This is a genomic window from Sulfitobacter sp. 1A15258, from assembly GCF_043557045.1.
Taxonomy (GTDB): Bacteria; Pseudomonadota; Alphaproteobacteria; order Rhodobacterales; family Rhodobacteraceae; genus Sulfitobacter; species Sulfitobacter faviae.
Genome location: NZ_JBIFFK010000002.1, coordinates 291,471 through 308,434, shown reverse-complemented (window position 1 = coordinate 308,434; position 16,964 = coordinate 291,471). Strand labels below are relative to the sequence as shown.

Sequence of the window (16,964 nt, the reverse complement as noted above, 5' to 3'; positions counted from 1 at the left end):
GCACGTCATGAGTGGAAGGACCCCCATGCCCGATCAAAAGCCCGCCTCCGTGATCGTCTTCGACGTCAACGAGACCCTGCTCGACATCACCACGTTGGAGCCGCTCTTCGCGCGCCTCTTCGGCAATGCCTCGGTCCTGCGCGAATGGTTTGCCGAGCTGATCCTCTATTCCCAGACCATGACCCTCTCTGGCCGCTACGCGCCCTTCGGGGCGCTGGCGGGGGGCGTCTTGCGGATGGTCGGCGCGAACAAAGGCGTGGCGGTGACGGATGAGGATCTGGCCGAGCTGAAATCCCTCATCGGCTCCATGCCCGCCCACGCGGATGTCGCCCCTGCCCTGCGCAGTCTGCAAGAGGCGGGGTTTCGGCTGGTCACGCTGACCAATTCGCCCCCGTCCCCCGCACCGACCCCGTTGGAGAAAGCCGGGATCGCCGAGTTCTTCGAGCGGAGCTTCAGCATCGACGCGGTCGCAAAGTTTAAACCTCATCCGGCGACTTACCAGATGGTGGCCGAGGCGCTTGATCTGCAAACCGATGATCTCTGCATGGTGGCCTGCCATCTGTGGGACACCATCGGCGCGCAGGCGGCGGGCTGTCAGGGGGCCTTCCTCACCCGGCCCAACAACAACCTGATCGAGGTGCAAGAGGTGCCGCAGCCGCACTACCTCTCGGACGATCTGGCGGATTTGGCCGAGCAGATCATCGCCGCGAACGGGCGCTGATCCTCAGCCGCCCATGCGCCGCGCCAACCGCGTTTCAAGCTGCACCATGGCGTCATAGATCAGCACCGCAAACAGGCCGACCGCCAGCCCGCCCTGCACCACGAAGGCGGTGTTATTGGTCAAAAGCCCCGCGATGATCACCTCCCCCAAGGTCCGTGCCGCCACAGTCGAGCCGATGGTCGCCGTCCCAAGCGCGATAACCACCGACAGCCGAATGCCCGTCAGCGTTACCGGAAGGGCAAGCGGCAGCTCCACCCGCCAGAGCCGCTGCCAACGGCTGAGCCCGATGCCGCGCGCGGCCTCCATCGTGGCGGGCGGCAGGTTGGTGAGGCCGGTGACCGCATTCTCGAAGATCGGCAGCAGGCCATAGAGAAACAGCGCCACCAGCGTCGGCCCCGCCCCGAAACCCAGGGCCGGAACGGCCAGCGCCAGCACCGCCACGGGGGGAAAGGTCTGGCCCATATTGGTGATGGTGCGCGACAGCGGGCGAAAGGCCGCGCCCGCCGGGCGGGTCACGAGGACCGCCAGCGTCACCGCCACCACCGTCGCCGCAGCCGAGGCCATGGCCACCAGCGCCAGATGGCTCAGCGACAGCGACAAGAGCGAGGCGCGGGCGTAGATCACCGGACCATTCTCCGGAGCCAAGGGCGCAAGCAGCGGGGTGAACCACTCAGGCCGCAGGACCAAAGCCAGCAGCACCGCCACCAGAAGCGGCCGCAGGAACCAGCCGATCCTCATGCGTGCTGCCCTGCCCTTGCGCGGATTGCATCGAGGGTCACGCGGCCCATCGGCACCCCGTCTTTTGCCACCGGCACCGCCTCGCGCCCCGTCCACAGGCAGGCCGACAGCGCGTCACGCAGGCTGGCATCGGCGGGCAGCGCCTCGCCTTCGGCGGCACCCTCTTCTACCAATTCGGCCACGGGGATCAGCGAGAGAAGCCGCAAGGGCCGTTCCACATCGCCGACCATATCCGCCACGAAATCCGTTGCGGGCGCGGCGATGATCTCGGCAGGCGTGCCGTGCTGCACCAGATGCCCGCCATCCATGACCGCCACCCGGTCGCCCAGCCGGATCGCCTCTTCCATGTCGTGGGTCACCAGCATGATGGTCGACCCCAGCCGCTGCTGGATGTGCCGCAGGTCTTCCTGCGCGCGGGTGCGAATGATTGGGTCGAGCGCGCCAAAGGGTTCGTCCATCAGCAACAGATCGGGCCTTGAGGCCAAGGCTCGCGCCACGCCAACCCGCTGCTGCTGTCCGCCCGAAAGCTCCGCCGGATAACGGTCGCGGAATTGCGCGGGGTCCATCGAGAAAAGCGCAAGCAGCTCATCCACCCGCGCCGCGATCTTCTCGCGCGGCCAGCCCAACAATTGCGGCACCGCGCCGATATTGCGCCCCACCTTGTGATGCGGGAACAGCCCGTGGCCCTGAATGGCATAGCCGATGCGCCGCCGCAGGATATGCGGCTTGACCGACAGCGTGGAGTCGCCATTGATCCGCACCTCGCCCGAGGTCGGTTCCTCCAACCGATTAATCATCCGCAACAGCGTGGTCTTGCCTGAGCCGGAGGTGCCGACGATCACCGTGATCGTGCCCGTCTCAACCGTCATGGATACGGAATCCACCGCGCGAATGTCGCCATAGGTCTTGGTAATGCGGTCGATCTCGATCATGCGCTGTCCTTCGGGGTCTTGCGGGTCAGTTCGACCAATATGTCCATCACGATGGCCGCCGTCAGGGCCAGCACCACGGTCGGCAGGGCACCCAGCAGGATCAGGTCGGTCGCCGTTTGGTTCAGCCCCTGAAAGACGAATGTCCCAAACCCGCCGCCGCCGATCAGTCCGGCGATGACGGCCAGCCCGATGTTCTGTACCAAGACGATGCGCAGCCCGGTGAGGATGATCGGCAGGCCAAGCGGCAGTTCCACCCGCAACAGCCGTTGCAGCGGTGTCATCCCCATGCCGCGCGCCGCCTCAAGCGCCGCAGGCGGGGCAGAGGCCAGCCCCGCCACGGTATTGCCGACCACAGGCAGCAGCGAATAGAGCACCAGCGCCAGAAAGGCGGGCGCAAAGCCGATGCCAGCGATGCCAAGCGCACGCGCGCCCGGCAAATTGGCCCCCACCCAGCCGAGGATCGGGATCATCAGCCCGAACATGGCCAGCGAGGGGATGGTTTGCAAAAAGCTCAGCACCGGCAAGGTGGCCCCGCGCAGCCCGGCAAGACGGTGACAGAGCACGCCAAGCGGGAAGCCGATCACCGCGGCCGCGGCGAGAGAGCCGAAGGCCAGCCCGAGATGGCGCAGGAACTCCCGGCCAAAGGCATCGGCCCGGCTGGCGTATTCCTGCATCACCGAAAGCTCCGACAGCGCCCCCGACCACAGGATCGCGCCAAGCACCGCAAACACGCCCGCCAGCACGGCCCCCCGCATCAGCGGCCCCGGTGCCATCGCGGCAAGAGCATCTGCCATGAGCAGCATGAAGACGACCAGCAGACACCAAAAGCCTACTGAGGGCGAGACACGGGCGTAGTCACCCGCTTCGGCCAGCAGGCCGGAGGCGCCTTGGGTCACCAGCCACAACAGCCCGCCCAAGCCCAAAGCCGCCCCAGCAATACGCAGGCCATTGCGGCCCGCAGGCAGCCCCATCAGCAGCCCCGCCCCGATCGCCGCAAGCCCCGGCAGTACCATCGGCAGACTGGCCACGCCCCATGCCATCACCCCTTCGCCCGCCACGATCCGGTTGGCGGCAAGGGTCATGAAAGGCACGCAAAGCGCTGCCGCGCCCAGCACAGCGAACAAAAGCCCCGGCGCAGAAATCCCTGCGCCGGGGCCAGTTATTGTGCGGGCGGCGGAGATCAGTCCAGCACCCCGGTCTCGGTCAGATAGGAGCGTGCCACGGCTTCCGCCGGCTCCCCGCCGACTTGAATCCGACCGTTCAGCTTTTGCAGCGTCGCCATGTCGAGCCCGGAGAAGATCGGGTTCAGAACTTCGGCGATCTGGGGGTATTCCTCCAACACCTCGGCGCGGACGATGGGAGCGGGTTCATAGACCGGCTGCACGCCCTTGTCGTCTTCCATCACCACCAGCCCCGTGGCCCCCACGCCGCCATCGGTGCCGTAAACCATCGCCGCGTTCACGCCCGATGTGCCACGCGCCGCCGCCTGAATGGTCGCCGCTGTGTCGCCGCCCGACAGGATCACGGTCTGGTCTTGGCTCAGCTCGAAACCATAGGTCTCTTGCATCGCGGGCAAAACAGCCGGAGAGGACACGAATTCGGTCGAGGCGGCGAGCTTCACCTCACCGCCCTCGGCCACCCATGCGCCGAAATCGGACATGGTGGTGAGGTCATTTTCCTCGGCCACCGGGCCGGTCACGGCGATGGCCCAAGTGTTGTTGGCCGGTGCGGAGTCGAGCCATGTGACGTTATTCTCACCGCCGTCCAATTCCTTGGCACGGGCATGGGCCTTGGCCGCGTCTTTCCAGACATCGCTTTCCGCTTCGTTAAAGAAGAAGGCCGCGTTGCCGGTGTATTCGGGGTAAATGTCGATCTGGTCCGACAGGATCGCTTCGCGCACGACCTGTGTGCCGCCCAGTTGCAGACGCCGCTCTACCGGCAGGCCCGCATCTTCGAGCGCCAGTGCGATGACGTTGCCCAACAGGCCGCCTTCGGTGTCGATCTTCGACGATACGGTGATCTCCGGCGAGGCGGCAGAGGCCAGAGTGGCGGCAAGGCCAGCGGCTACGGCAGTGGAAAGAATGCGGGGACCCATGGGCGAGAACTCCTTGAAACAATGGCCTGACACGGCGACATGCCGTTTGAAAACGGTAAGGTAGCTGGCATTTTCGCGAAACCAAGGCGGGATTGCACAGCGGCGCGGAATTTTTACCGCCCCGAGTACGACAAAGGGCGCGCCCGGATTGACCGAACGCGCCCTTTGCCTTGCCGCCACGCGCCGATCAGGCGGCGCGGGCGGCCTCCGCCTTACGCGCGGCGCTGCGCTTGAAGAAGAGGAAGTAGAGCACCGGTGCCGCGATCAGCGTCAGGACCGAGGCAAAGGCCAGCCCGCCCATGATCGTCGCCGCCATCGACTGGAAGAAGGCATCCGACAACAGCGGCAGCATCCCTAGAATGGTCGTCGCGGCGGCAAGGAAGACCGGGCGCAAACGCGAGGTCGAGGCGGTGACGATGGCCTCTTTCAGATCCATCGTCGGATCGGCGGCGCGGGTGAGGTCGATCTCTTCCACCAGCACGATGCCGTTCTTGATCAACATCCCCGACAGCGACAACAGCCCCAGAAGCGCGGTAAAGGTAAAGGGCAGCCCCGTCCCCAACAGCGCCAGACTGACCCCGTTCACCGCCATCGGCACCAAGAGCCAGATGATGATCGGCTGTTTCAGCGCGTTGAACAGCAGGACTGAGATCAGAACCATGATGATGATGCTGAAGGGCAACTGCTTGCCCAAGGCGGCCTGCGCCTCGCCCGCGCTTTCCAATTCGCCCCCCCATTCCATGGCATAGCCTTCGGGAATTTCCATCGCCTCGATGGTTTCCTGCACCTCGGCCTGCACCTGCGCCGCCGTGACGCCGCGCGGGATATCCGCGCCCACGGTGATCACATCGGCCCGGTCGCGGCGGTAGAGCAGCGTGTCCTGCGGCTCGAACCGGAAACCGTCGATCACCTGCTCCATCGGGACCAGCGCATTGGTGTTTTGGGCATAGATCACATGGTCCGTCAGCGCCAAATCGGCATCCTGCGGGGCGCGGATCACGATGGGGATCTGACGATCCCGCTCGCGGAAGGTGCCGCCACTGGTGCCTTCGGTGGCGAATTTGAGGGTCTCGGTGATTTCGGTCCGCGAGATGCCAGCGTCCTGCGCGCGTTCTTCGGCATAGATCGGACGCAGCACCAATTCACGCTCGCGCCAGTCCTGACGCGGGGTGATGATATTGTCCGACGCCGCCTGCATCCGGTCCATCGCCTCATCCGCGAGATCGCGCAGCACATTGGGATCGCGGCCCGAGAAGCGCACCTCGATCGGGGCACCGCCGCCGGGGCCAAAGGCCAAGCGCTTGGCCCGGAACTCCCCTTGCGGAACCGCATCTGCGGCGAAAGCCTCAAGCGCGTTCATCTCGTCTTGGATCACCTCAAGCGAAGACACCCGAACGATCAGATGCCCATAGCTGGGGTTGGGGTCTTCGGCCTGATAGGTCAGCATGAAACGCGCAGCACCCTGTCCCGCGTAGGAGGTCACGTCTTCGACATTGTCCCGCGCCACCAGCCAGTCCTCGAGCACGGCCAGATCGCTGGAGGTCTGATGGATCGACGAGCCCTGCGGCAGCTTGTAATGCACAAAGTAGAGCGGCGTGTTGCTGTCGGGGAAGAACTGCTGCTTGATCTGACCAAAGAGGGCATAGCACACCGCCGTCCCGGCAATCAGCGCCACGATCACCAGCCAGCGCAGCTTGAGCGAGGCACGCAGCACGGCGGCATAGCCCTTGAAGATCGCCCCATCATAGCCGCCAGCCCCGCCTTCGACGCCGCGTTTGAAAAAGTAGTGCCCCAAAAGCGGCGTGGCGGTGATGGCCAGCACCCAAGACAGCAACAACGAAATCGCGATCACGGCAAAGAGCGAGAAGAGAAATTCGCCCGTGGCATCGGGGCTCAGCCCGATCCCGGCAAAGGCCATGATGCCGATGACGGTCGCCCCCAAAAGCGGGATCTGCGTCTTGCTCGCCGCCTCGGTCGCCGCTTCGCGCGAGCTTTTGCCCTGCTGCATGGAGATCTGCATCCCCTCGGCCACAACGATGGCGTTATCGACCAGCATCCCCATCGCGATGATCAACGCCCCGAGTGAGATACGCTCCATCTCAATCGCGCCGAGCGCCATGAAAAACAGCGTCCCCACCACCGTCAGCAACAGGGTGGAGCCCACGACCACCGCCGCGCGCCAGCCCATGAAGACGGCCAGCACGGCCACAACGATGGCGACCGACATGGCGAGGTTCAGCAAAAAGGCGTTCGACGCCTCTTCGACCACCGCGTGCTGGCGGTAGATGGATTCGATCGAGATGCCCAAGGGCAGCGTTTCGCGCAGCTGCGCAAGCTTGTCGTCCACCCGTTTGCCGATATCGACGATATTCTCGGTCGCGATCCCGGCCACCCCGAGGGTAAAGGCCTCCTGCCCGTTGTGGCGGATCACCAGATCGGGGTTCGCCTCGCGGGTGCGGTAGATGTTGGTCACATCGGCAAGGTTGATCACCTGACCGCCAACCCCCACCGACAGGGCGGCGATCTCGGACACGCTGTCAGAGCCTTCGGGCCGCTGGATCAGGGTGCGCCCGTCCGCGTCTTGAATGGCGCCGCCGTCAACAATTTCATTCGCGCTTGATACCGCGCCGACAATCGCCGTGGGCGGAATGCCGAGCGTGGTGCTGAGCGCAAGCTGCGGCTCGACGTAGATAACCTCATTGGGCACGCCCGAGAGCGCCACATCCGACACGCCATCCACCAGCAGCAATTCCCGCCGCAGATAGCTGGAGAGTTCATTGACCTCTGCATCGGAATAGCCATCTGCGGTGACGGCGTAGTACAGCCCGTACACATCCCCGAAACCGTCGTTCACATAGGGCTGCGTCGCCCCGCTTGGCAGCGCCGCCTCGTTCACGCGGTTGCGCAGTTTGGTCCAGATTTCCGGCAGTTCCGACCCATCAAAGGTGTCCTGCATATTGACCGTGATCCACGACAGACCGGGCTGATTCATGGATTCGATGTCCTTGATCTCGGACATCTTCTGGATTTGCGATTCCAGCGGTTCGGTGACCTCAAGCGCGACCTCTTCGGCAGAGGCACCGGGGTATTGGGTCACCACCACCGCCGTTTTGATGGTAAAGGCCGGGTCTTCCAGACGGCCAAGGGTGGCAAACCCCCAGATGCCGCCCAAAAGACAGGTTAGCATGATGATCCAAGTATAGATCGGGCGGTTGATCGACAGACGTGCGATATCCATGCGCTCAGTCTCCGAAACCGACGAAGCGGCGCACGGCGGCACCATCTTCAAGCTGGCTTGCGCCGCTCACCACGATCTCTTGCCCATCGGAAAGCCCGGCTTCGACTTTGACATCGCCGCGCGCGGTGGGGGTGATCTCAACCGCGGTGCGGGTCACGGTGCCTTCGCGCGCGCCGGTGGGGTCAAAGACCATGACATAGGTGCCACGGTCATTGCCGACCACGATGGCGGTATCTGGCACGATGATGCTCGACCCGCCGATATTCAGCGTGGCGCGCACCTCGACCGAGGCGCCGGGCAGCGGCACGAAATCTTCGGGCAATTCCGCCCCAAGGGTGATGCTATAGGTCTGGCCGACATCCGCCGTCTCGGCGTTGTATTCGCGGATTTGCATCGGGTAGGTGTTGGCGTTGGCCGGGAACTTGGCCATGAAACGCACGCTGGGGTCGCGGCCTGCGCGCAGGAACAGGGTTTCGGGCACGTCGATCTCGACCCGCAACTCGGACATGTCATGCAGGCGCACCACCGGCGTTCCTGCGCTGACGGTCGAGTAATTGGGCACCAACCGCGAGGCGACGATCGCATCGAAGGGCGCATGGAGGGTTGCGTTCTCAAGGTCGCGCTCGGCGTTACGCACGGCGATATCGTTGACCGTCACGGCGGTTTCCGCATCTTGCAGATTGACCTCGGCCACCGAAGACCCGGCAAGCTTTTGATAACGCTCCATCGTCCGGCGCGCCTGCGCGTCATTGGCCTGCGCCTGCTCTAGCGCCAGTTGAAACGGCTCCAGATCCATCCGGGCGACGACCGTGTCTTCACTGACCGTGGCCCCCTCTTCGACCGGGAATTCCTCGATCTGACCGCCGACTTGAAAGGCAAGGTCCACGGTTTCACGTGCAACCACCTTGCCAAAGAACACACGCTCAACCTCGGCGTCGCTGACCTTGACCGTTTGCAGCTTTACCACCGGCATTTCGGCGGCAGCCACCATCGGCGCGGCAACACCGGCGGCCAAGGCAAGCGCAAATCCCAACACCCGCCCCGCGCCGGTCCCGCGCGTCGTCTCAACAAGCCACTTGGCCATGGTCAGTCTTCCTTATGAATAGCATCCGGCACGGGCCCAAGGGCGGCGGTCAGACTAAGTTGTTTGAGGGTGCGCAGCTGCGCGAGAAAATGGTCACGGTCCAGCGCATGCATGCCAGCGGCCTTGGCGGAACGTTGGATGAAATCGGCCAGCGTATCGACACTCAGGCCATTGCGGGTGATCGACGCCTCATAGGGCATCAGCACCTTAGCGATCACGTCGCAAAAACGCCCGGCGGAACATTGCAGCGCCTCTTGGCTGACAGCATTGGCCCCGGCGATGAAATCCTGCGCATTGGGCATCGCCTGCATCGTGTCATAGCCGCGCACCACCATCCGATCGAAAATAAGATCGAGCTGCGCCGCCAGATCGGGCGCATTGGGCATCTCTTCGGCGATCTCTTCCAGCGCCAATTCGGTGTAACGCCCAATCAGCCCGCGCAGAATGTCATCCTTGTTGCGAAACCGATTGTAGAGGGTCTGGCGCGAGACGCCCGCCTCTTCGCAGAGATCACCCATGCTGGTGCGCTTGACCCCATAGCGGGAAAAGACATGCAGCGCAGCGTCAAGCACGGTCTTTTCGAGTTCGGTCATGCGGGCTCCTCAACATGGGTCAAGGCGCAATTGGACATTTGAACCAAATATGTCAACCTGTAAATCCGCCGCCATGCGGCCTGCGCAGATCACAATCGCGTTTCGCGCATGGAGCGCGCTCTAGGGCGCGGAGATCAGGCTGCCGAGATAGAGCGTGAGCGGCAGGGTGAAAAAGCTGAGCAGCGTCTGCGTGGTGATGATCGCCGCCATCAAGGGCGCATCGCCCCGCATCTCCCGCGCCAGCGTATAGCTGGCCACCCCGGTCGGCAGAGCTGCAAAGATCAGCGCGATTTGCAGCGTCAGCGGCGCGGGGTTCAGCACCAGCGCGGCCAGCAGCACCGCCAGCGGATTCACCAGATGTTTGCCGATGATCGACAGCCCGATGACCGAGACCGAGCCGGACAGCCCGCGCAGCCGCAGGTTGGCGCCGACGCAAAGCAGCATGATCGGCAGCGCCGCATCCCCCAAGATGCGCGCGCTTTCATGCAAGACAGGCACATGGTGCAGCCCCGCGAAGTTGAAAAGCACGCCTGCCAGAATGCCGAGGATCAGCGGGTTCTTGACCAAGCCTTTAAGGATGGATTTGCCGCCGCCGCCCAACTGCCGGGTCATCAGCGTCACCACCGTCACATTCACCACGGGCACCAGCAGGGCCGAACCGAGCACGGCAATCTGTAGCCCTGCCGTGCCAAAAACGGCTTCGGCAATCGCGAGGCCGATGAATGTGTTGAACCGCGCACTGCCCTGCATCAGCGAACTGCCCTGCGGCGCGGCATAGGCCCGACCGAACAGCCAGCCACAAAAGATCGCTGCAAAGAACCCAGCGTAGAGCAGCAGGGCATAGTCGCCCAAGCCACCACTGAGGTCCGCCGCTGAGATCTTGGCAAAGAACAGCGCGGGCATCAGCACCCAATAGACCAGCCGGTCATTCAGGTTCCAGAACTTGGTCGAAGGGATGCCGCCCCGGCGCAGGCCATAGCCCATGAGGATCAGCGCGAAGACCGGCGCGATGGCCAGAAAGATAGTGAACATATTAACCGCCCGGAAGGATCGCGCGGACCCTAGGCGCGGCTTGGCCCGGATGCAACAGGGAGCGTTGCCTCAAACGGGCGGCCCCGGCCCCAAAGGGCCGGGACATGGATCAATCACGCGTCAATCGCTGCCGTGTACCGCGATTTGGGCGTCGGGTGCGGGGCGCAACTTCCACTGGACCGCAAAGATCACCGCCGCCGCTGCGATGCCGATGAGGTCGGTCATCAGACCGCCCGCGATCATGCAAAGCGCCGCGAGGATCAGACCCAGCCGGATGAACCAAGCCGCACCGCTGCCCGCGAACCAGCCCTGCATGCCCGAAGACAGCAGATAGACCCCGAAGATCGCCGTGACGCCCGCGCGGATCACCTCGAACCACGTGCCGTCCATCAGGATCGCGCCGTTGTAGAAGAACATGAAGGGCACGATGAAGGCCGAGATGCCGATCTTGAAGGAGGCCACCGAAGTCTCCATCGGGTTGGCGCCCGATATCCCCGCCGCCGCGTAACTGGCCAGCGCCACGGGGGGCGTGATGGCCGAGACGACGGCGAAGTAGAAGACAAAGAAGTGTGCCGTCAGCAGCGGAATGCCCAGTTGCACCAGCCCCGGCGCCACGACCGAAGCCGCCACCGCATAGGCCGCCGTGGTGGGCATGCCCATGCCGAGCAGAATGGCAATACACATGGCAAAGAACAGGGCGAGGAACTGGCTCGCCTCTGCCAGACCCAGCAGCACGGAAGAGAAACGCGCGCCGACACCAGTCAGGCTGATGACACCCACGATGATGCCCGCACAGGCGCAGACCGCGATGATCTGGATCGACATGATCCCGGCAAGGTCAAAGGCTTTGACAATGCTGCGCGGCCCCATGCGGAAGGGCGTGAACCACGACACCACTGCCGCCGCCGCCGTCGCCAGCGTGCCCGCCCGGATGATCGAATAGCCCATGAACAGCGCATAGATCAGGATGATGATCGGGATGAACAGAAACACCCGGCGCAGCATGTCCTTGAGCTTGGGCAGTTCCTCGGAACGCATCCCGCGCATGCCCAGCTTGGCCGCTTCGAAATCCACCATGAAGTAGATCGACACGAAGTAGAGCACCGCCGGGATGATCGCCGCCACGGCGATATCGGTATAGGGGATGCCCGTGATCTCGGCCATGATGAAGGCACCCGCCCCCATGATCGGCGGCATGATTTGCCCCCCGGTCGAGGCGGCGGCTTCGACCGCGCCTGCGGTCCGGGCCGGGTAGCCCACCTTTTTCATCAGCGGAATGGTCAGCGAGCCCGTCGCCACCACATTGCCCGCCGAGGTGCCATTGATCATCCCCATAAGACCCGAGGCAAAGATCGCGACCTTGGCCGGCCCACCGCGCGAGCGGCCCGCCGCGGCAAAGGCGAAGTTGACGAAATAGTCCCCCACCTTCGATGCCTGAAGGAAGGCCGCGAAGATGATGAAGAGGATGATATAGGTCGACGACACCGCCGTGGTGGGCCCCAGAATGCCCGCATCGGTGTAGACTTGGCTAAAGAAGCGGGTCCACTGGATGTTGGGCGCGTTCAGGAAGCCCGGCAGCATGTCCCCCACGAAGACATAGACCAGAAAGACACCCGAGATCACGATGAGCGCAAGCCCCGCCACGCGGCGCGTCAGCTCCATGATCAGCGCGGTGCCCGCGACCGCGGCGATAGAGATGCCGATGGGCGCAAAGGGCGTGCCCGTCGAGTTGCGCATCAAGGTGCCGTACATTGTGATCAGGTAAATCGCCACGGCCACCCCGCAGATGGACAGCAACAGGTCCGCAGGCGAAACCTGCCCCCGCTCGCGTCCGCGCAGCCACCCCACGACGATGCCGATGGCCGTCGCCGCCACCAGCGGCAGGCCATAGTGATAGATTTCGAGGGTCTTGAACTCGGGGCTCATGCCGTTCCACTGGGTGCCGCCAGCGATCTGGCTGGCGATGCTCCAAGCGGTCCAAATCGAATAAAGCGCCGGGATCATCGCAGCCCATGCCACGAAATCCAGCGGATGACGGCCCTGCCCCTTGCCCTCATCCACAAAGGCGCGGGCGGAATAGAGGGTAAAGCCAAGGATCAGCGCGCCCGCGATGTGCACGATGCGGAAATTCCACGTCTCCATCGGGAAGGTCGGCAAAAGCGGGATGCGGATGCCGGTCAGCTCTCCGATCGACATGCCGTTGAGTGCCGCCATGTGAAAGAAGGCATAGATCGCCGACATGGCCGCAACGACCAGATAGGTGCGCCCGGTGAATATGCGGCGATTGCTTTCTACCGGTTCGTCATCGACCCCTTCGGCGACAATCGGGCCCTGCGGGTCGGCGGCGCTATGCTGGTCTGTCATGGAGGCTTCCTTTCCCGATATCTGCGCGGGATCTGTCCCGACAATCAGGCGGGATGATGGCAAGATGCCGCCCCGATTAGGGACGGCATGCAAGTTTGTCTAGGCGTTCGCTTAGTTGCCGTAGATCATATCGTCGGAAATATCGGCATCCGCGTTCTCTTTGAACCAAGCTGCCGCACCGGGATGCCATTTCAGAACGGTGTTCTTCTCCCAGTTCTCAGGCAGGGTCGAAGCCGCCGCCTTGTGAATGCCCTTCATCCGCTCATTGTCGGACATGACGACATCCACAGCCGCTTTGACGAAGGATTCCGGCAGATCGCAGTTGGCAATCGCGAAGTTCCACATGGAGACCGAGCGCGCGCCCTCTTCCAGCGTGGTGTAGGTGCTTGCGTCGATGGTGAACTCGGACACCGGGAATTCTTCGAGCAGTTTGGCCTGCTCTTCCTCGGTGAACTCGATGATGTTCACATCCGTCTGCACCTCAAGCTGGCTGACCGCAGGCACCGGCACACCGGCAGCAAAGGCGATCACGTCCAGCAGACCGTCCTGCAACTGGCCGCCCAGATCGGTCCAACCGCCGTTGCGGCGCTCATACTCGACGCCGAGCGTGTCCATCATGCGCGGGAAATAGGTGTCCGAGGTAGAGCCCGCCGGGCCAAAGCCGATCTTGGCACCCGCCGGAATATCAGCGACCGAGGAGATGCCCGAGGACGACAGCGCGGTCACGGAGAAGGGTGTCTGATACATCGGGAACATCGCGCAGGCTTGGGTCATTTCCAAACCGGGGGCGATGGGGTTGGTGCCAGCCAGCGATTCCGCTGCCGGACCCATTGTGGTCATGCCGAAGGCCGCCTCGCCGGTGTGGACCAGTGCCATGTTCTGCATCGGGCCGCCAGTGACTTCGCCACCGCCGGTCAGGCCCAGCTCCTTGGCCACAAGGTTCGCCCAGCCCGAGCCATAGGCGAAGTAGGTGCCGCCTTGGCTGGCCGTGCCCACGGTGAAGCTGCTCGGCCAGTCGGATTTATCCATGTCCTGAGCGGCGGCAGCGCCTGCCAGAATGGTGCTTGCGGCGAGGATTGCGGTGAATTTCATGTCTCTCTCCCTTGGTTGCTCTTAACGGGCGTCGGCACAGGGTGCCGCGCGCCGCCGCTGTATTCAGCTTGTCCGGCCAATTAACTGTACACTGACAGGCAGAGGCAAGTCCGAATTTGCCGTGAAACCGGGGATGAGAGAGAAAGAGGCAGCCTACCGTTGGGTCAATGGCGCATTCTTTGGCAGTTGCGCGCCAGCGGCAGTGATTGAGGGAAGGCGCCGGCCGTCAAAAGCCCCGCCGCGCGGGAGGCGCAGCGGGGCGTGATATTAATCAGTGTTCGGCCTGACTTAGACGTCGACCACAACCTTGCCGATCGCCTGTCCGCTTTGCAGCCGCGCATAGGCATCGCCAACCGCGCTCAGATCAAAGGTCTTTTCGTCGAGCAGCGGCTTCACCGCCCCCTCATCCACCAGCGTGGCGAGCTTGCCGAGGATTTCCCCATGCACCGCGCGGTTCACGTCATGCAGCATCGGCAAGAGCATGAAGACCACATGCAAAGACAGCCCGCTGAAATGCGCCGGGGTCAGGTCGATCTCCGACAGGGCCACAGTCGTCACCACATGGCCGTTCAGCGCGGCGGCGGCGAAAGAGTTCGGCAGATTGGCCCCGCCCACAGTGTCGAAAACAGCATCGAAACCGCGGCCTGCGGTATGGGCGGCCACATAGTCTTCGATCTTCTCGGCTTTGAAGTCGATGGCCCGCGCGCCATAGCCTTCGATCACCGCCATTTGGTCACCCCCGGTGCCGGTCGAGGAGACCTCGGCCCCCATGTGCTTTGCCAGTTGCACCGCCAAATGGCCCACGCCGCCCGCGCCGCCTTGGACCAGCACCTTCTGGCCCCCTGCGACGCCCGCGCGGTGCAGCCCTTCCCAAGCGGTGATGCCTACCAGCGGCAGGGCCGCCGCCTCGCGCATCGACAGCGACTTGGGTTTATGGGCAATGAGCCGCGCGTCGGCGCGCATGAATTCAGCCAAAGCCCCTTGCAAATCGGCCAGACCACCGGCGCAGCCGTAGACTTCGTCACCCACGGCGAAACCGGTGACACCTTCGCCAATCTCTTCGATCACCCCGGCGAAATCCATGCCCAGAACGGCAGGCAGGTCAGGCGACAGAGGCAGGTCTTTGCCCGCGTTCTTGATCATCGTGTCGATGGTGTTCACGCTGGTCGCCTTGACGCGCAGCACCACACGGCCGGGGGTGGCCAAGGGGCGTGGCAAATCGGCTTCGACAAAAGGCGCCTCTGCGCCATAGCTGGTGAGGGTCATGGATTTCATCGGTCTATCTCCCGTTAACATTGCGTTGAGACAGAGATAGGCCAACATGGCGCGACAGATAATCGGATGAAACTTGAGTTCAGTTTCTCGTTATTGAATATAATACCAAGCACTATATGCTGACCCAGCGGATGATCCGCAGCAAGGACCGCGGCCCATGGATATCGACAACCTTCGCCTTTTCGTCATGGCTGCCGAACGGCTGAACATCTCAGCCGCCGGGCGCGCTTTGGGGATGGCCCCGGCCGTCGCCAGCGCGCGTTTGGCCAAGCTTGAACAAGAACTCGGGGTTGAGCTTTTGCGGCGCACGACGCGGAAGGTCTCGCTATCGCTCGATGGGTCGGACTTTCTGCCCTATGCGCGTGAGATATTGGCCCAAGCCGATGCCGCGCGGGCCATTCTGGGCGGGACCAAGGCGGGGCCCAAGGGCATCCTGCGCTTCGCCGCCCCCAGCAGCTTTGCCCAGCGTCATATCATGCCGCTGCTGCCGGAATTCCACGAGACCTACCCGGAACTGACCCTCGATCTGCGCCTCTCCGATACCCGGTTCGACGCGATCGAAGGCAGTTTTGACCTTGCCCTGCGCAGCGCGCCCTTGACCGACAGCAGCCTGCGGGGGCGCAAGCTGGCCGATGACACCCGCGTTCTTTGCGCCGCACCGTCTTATGTGGAGGCCCACGGTTTGCCCCAAACCCCCGCCGCGCTGCGGGATCATCACCTGATCGCTTGGGGTGATCTTGAGCCCCGCGCGCTGATCGGGCCGGAGGGCGAAGCCGCCACGCTCAACCCGCATGAGATGACCTGCCGCGTGATCATGGACGATGGCGATGCGCAACGCGAAGCGACCCTCGCGGGGGCTGGCATCTCGATCAACTCGCTTTGGAGCGTGTCGGACGAGCTTGCCTCGGGCCGATTGCTGCGGCTGTTGCCGGGCTGGCGGATGAACGACCGGTCGGTGCTTTGGCTGGTCTATCCGCGCTCCAACGTGCTGACACCCAAGACGCGATATTTCATCGACTTTCTGATTGCCCACCTCGGCAACCGCCCCGATTGGCGGGATTGAGCAGACCCGAAGCGCGTCAGAAGCTGTGCCAGATCCCGACTTTGACCTTGGTCACAGCGTCGGTGAATTCATGCGACAAGCCCAGTTCCAGAAAGCTGTTTTCCGAGACCTTGATCACATGCGACGGCGCAAAGGCCAATGTCTCATCCCCGTCTGACGGGGCCGCGAACTCCAGCTTGAAAATGGACAGGTTGCCATTCTCGTGGTTGATGCCGAAGCTGCTGTCGATCTTGCCCAGTGTTTCACCGTCCTCGTAGATCGCAAAGGTGCTTTCCACCCCCAGCCAGCCGCTGCCCCAAGCCCCCGATACCGGACGCCCCCAAGACAGGCCGGGCCGCAGAGCCGCCACCGCGCTGCCATCCCGTTCGGCCCAGCCAAGACCGACTTCGGCGGCGAAAACATTGTCCCCGCCCGAGAGCTCCAGCGGATAGCGCAGAAAGGCGATGGCGCTGACCTGCCCCCCACTCTGGGTCTTGCCGATGTCGAGGCCGAAAGTCAGTTTCTCGGTCACCCCGTATTCGTAGTAAAACGCACCGAAATCACCAAAGTCGGGGCCGTCTGCGGTGGTCTCATAGGACAGGGTGACAAAGCTTTTGTCTTCGCCCCGCGGCCAAGCCGCCGATGCCACCTCACTTGCCGGGAGGGCGATGGTACCGATGGCCGAGAGGACAACAAGGCGGGGTAAGAACCGCCGCGTGAGGTCAGAAGGCATTTTCGCTGTTTTGCGCATGGTAAGT

General features: G+C 63.6%; 14 protein-coding genes. 2 read left to right on the top strand and 12 right to left on the bottom strand.

Annotated features, from left to right (window positions below):
• Positions 1-25: 25 nt before the first annotated feature.
• A complete protein-coding gene (locus ACGYK9_RS05550) occupies positions 26-721 on the top strand; it encodes a haloacid dehalogenase type II (protein ID WP_394413545.1) in 696 nt (231 codons plus the stop codon).
• Positions 722-724: 3 nt separating this feature from the next.
• On the opposite strand, the gene ACGYK9_RS05545 is transcribed toward ACGYK9_RS05550, so the two are convergent.
• The 11 genes from ACGYK9_RS05545 to ACGYK9_RS05495 all read right to left on the bottom strand — a co-directional run bounded on the left by ACGYK9_RS05545 (position 725) and on the right by ACGYK9_RS05495 (position 15,164).
• Entirely contained in the window at positions 725-1,459 is a 735-nt protein-coding gene (locus ACGYK9_RS05545) for an ABC transporter permease (RefSeq protein ID WP_394413542.1), read from the bottom strand.
• On the bottom strand, positions 1,456-2,391 hold the full coding sequence (locus ACGYK9_RS05540; RefSeq protein WP_271692076.1) for an ABC transporter ATP-binding protein: 936 nt from the start codon (positions 2,389-2,391) through the stop codon (positions 1,456-1,458). Before ACGYK9_RS05540 ends, ACGYK9_RS05545 begins: the two co-directional genes overlap by 4 nt.
• Positions 2,388-3,473 (bottom strand): ABC transporter permease, encoded by a 1,086-nt coding sequence (locus ACGYK9_RS05535; RefSeq protein WP_394413537.1) that lies wholly within the window; start codon positions 3,471-3,473, stop codon positions 2,388-2,390. The genes ACGYK9_RS05540 and ACGYK9_RS05535 overlap by 4 nt, the downstream gene beginning before the upstream one ends.
• 98 nt (positions 3,474-3,571) lie before the next feature.
• Entirely contained in the window at positions 3,572-4,486 is a 915-nt protein-coding gene (locus tag ACGYK9_RS05530; RefSeq protein ID WP_394413534.1) for an ABC transporter substrate-binding protein, read from the bottom strand.
• A 187-nt stretch (positions 4,487-4,673) separates the two neighbouring features.
• Positions 4,674-7,724: an efflux RND transporter permease subunit gene (locus ACGYK9_RS05525; RefSeq protein WP_394413531.1), complete on the bottom strand. Its 3,051-nt coding sequence runs from the start codon at positions 7,722-7,724 to the stop codon at positions 4,674-4,676.
• 4 nt (positions 7,725-7,728) lie between these two features.
• Positions 7,729-8,808 carry an efflux RND transporter periplasmic adaptor subunit gene (locus tag ACGYK9_RS05520; RefSeq protein WP_082852162.1) on the bottom strand — a complete coding sequence of 360 codons (1,080 nt, stop codon included), beginning with the start codon at positions 8,806-8,808 and terminating at the stop codon, positions 7,729-7,731.
• Between the two features lie 2 nt (positions 8,809-8,810).
• Complete coding sequence (locus ACGYK9_RS05515; RefSeq protein ID WP_394413528.1) at positions 8,811-9,401, bottom strand: TetR/AcrR family transcriptional regulator; 591 nt, start codon at positions 9,399-9,401, stop codon at positions 8,811-8,813.
• Between the two features lie 120 nt (positions 9,402-9,521).
• Positions 9,522-10,433: an AEC family transporter gene (locus tag ACGYK9_RS05510; protein WP_067268057.1), complete on the bottom strand. Its 912-nt coding sequence runs from the start codon at positions 10,431-10,433 to the stop codon at positions 9,522-9,524.
• A gap of 120 nt (positions 10,434-10,553) precedes the next feature.
• The gene (locus tag ACGYK9_RS05505) at positions 10,554-12,797 is read right to left on the bottom strand and encodes a TRAP transporter permease (protein WP_394413525.1); all 2,244 of its coding nucleotides are present in this window, start codon (positions 12,795-12,797) and stop codon (positions 10,554-10,556) included.
• 111 nt (positions 12,798-12,908) lie between these two features.
• On the bottom strand, positions 12,909-13,889 hold the full coding sequence (locus ACGYK9_RS05500; protein WP_067268061.1) for a TAXI family TRAP transporter solute-binding subunit: 981 nt from the start codon (positions 13,887-13,889) through the stop codon (positions 12,909-12,911).
• A 288-nt stretch (positions 13,890-14,177) separates the two neighbouring features.
• Positions 14,178-15,164, bottom strand: a complete 987-nt coding sequence (locus tag ACGYK9_RS05495; RefSeq protein ID WP_394413522.1) for a zinc-dependent alcohol dehydrogenase family protein — start codon at positions 15,162-15,164, stop codon at positions 14,178-14,180.
• A gap of 157 nt (positions 15,165-15,321) precedes the next feature.
• Here ACGYK9_RS05495 and ACGYK9_RS05490 point away from each other — a divergent pair, with 157 nt between their 5' ends.
• The gene (locus tag ACGYK9_RS05490) at positions 15,322-16,227 is read left to right on the top strand and encodes a LysR family transcriptional regulator (RefSeq protein ID WP_394413520.1); all 906 of its coding nucleotides are present in this window, start codon (positions 15,322-15,324) and stop codon (positions 16,225-16,227) included.
• A 16-nt stretch (positions 16,228-16,243) separates the two neighbouring features.
• On the opposite strand, the gene ACGYK9_RS05485 is transcribed toward ACGYK9_RS05490, so the two are convergent.
• The gene (locus tag ACGYK9_RS05485; protein ID WP_394422431.1) at positions 16,244-16,957 is read right to left on the bottom strand and encodes a hypothetical protein; all 714 of its coding nucleotides are present in this window, start codon (positions 16,955-16,957) and stop codon (positions 16,244-16,246) included.
• Positions 16,958-16,964 lie beyond the last annotated feature (7 nt).

Excerpts from the sequence above, each read along its gene's own strand:
- ACGYK9_RS05550 (WP_394413545.1), top strand. The coding sequence starts at position 26 with ATGCCCGATCAAAAGCCCGCCTCCGTGATCGTCTTCGACGTCAACGAG.
- ACGYK9_RS05545 (WP_394413542.1), bottom strand. The coding sequence starts at position 1,459 with ATGAGGATCGGCTGGTTCCTGCGGCCGCTTCTGGTGGCGGTGCTGCTG.
- ACGYK9_RS05540 (WP_271692076.1), bottom strand. The coding sequence starts at position 2,391 with ATGATCGAGATCGACCGCATTACCAAGACCTATGGCGACATTCGCGCG.
- ACGYK9_RS05535 (WP_394413537.1), bottom strand. The coding sequence starts at position 3,473 with ATGACCCTTGCCGCCAACCGGATCGTGGCGGGCGAAGGGGTGATGGCA.
- ACGYK9_RS05530 (WP_394413534.1), bottom strand. The coding sequence starts at position 4,486 with ATGGGTCCCCGCATTCTTTCCACTGCCGTAGCCGCTGGCCTTGCCGCC.
- ACGYK9_RS05525 (WP_394413531.1), bottom strand. The coding sequence starts at position 7,724 with ATGGATATCGCACGTCTGTCGATCAACCGCCCGATCTATACTTGGATC.
- ACGYK9_RS05520 (WP_082852162.1), bottom strand. The coding sequence starts at position 8,808 with ATGGCCAAGTGGCTTGTTGAGACGACGCGCGGGACCGGCGCGGGGCGG.
- ACGYK9_RS05515 (WP_394413528.1), bottom strand. The coding sequence starts at position 9,401 with ATGACCGAACTCGAAAAGACCGTGCTTGACGCTGCGCTGCATGTCTTT.
- ACGYK9_RS05510 (WP_067268057.1), bottom strand. The coding sequence starts at position 10,433 with ATGTTCACTATCTTTCTGGCCATCGCGCCGGTCTTCGCGCTGATCCTC.
- ACGYK9_RS05505 (WP_394413525.1), bottom strand. The coding sequence starts at position 12,797 with ATGACAGACCAGCATAGCGCCGCCGACCCGCAGGGCCCGATTGTCGCC.
- ACGYK9_RS05500 (WP_067268061.1), bottom strand. The coding sequence starts at position 13,889 with ATGAAATTCACCGCAATCCTCGCCGCAAGCACCATTCTGGCAGGCGCT.
- ACGYK9_RS05495 (WP_394413522.1), bottom strand. The coding sequence starts at position 15,164 with ATGAAATCCATGACCCTCACCAGCTATGGCGCAGAGGCGCCTTTTGTC.
- ACGYK9_RS05490 (WP_394413520.1), top strand. The coding sequence starts at position 15,322 with ATGGATATCGACAACCTTCGCCTTTTCGTCATGGCTGCCGAACGGCTG.
- ACGYK9_RS05485 (WP_394422431.1), bottom strand. The coding sequence starts at position 16,957 with ATGCGCAAAACAGCGAAAATGCCTTCTGACCTCACGCGGCGGTTCTTA.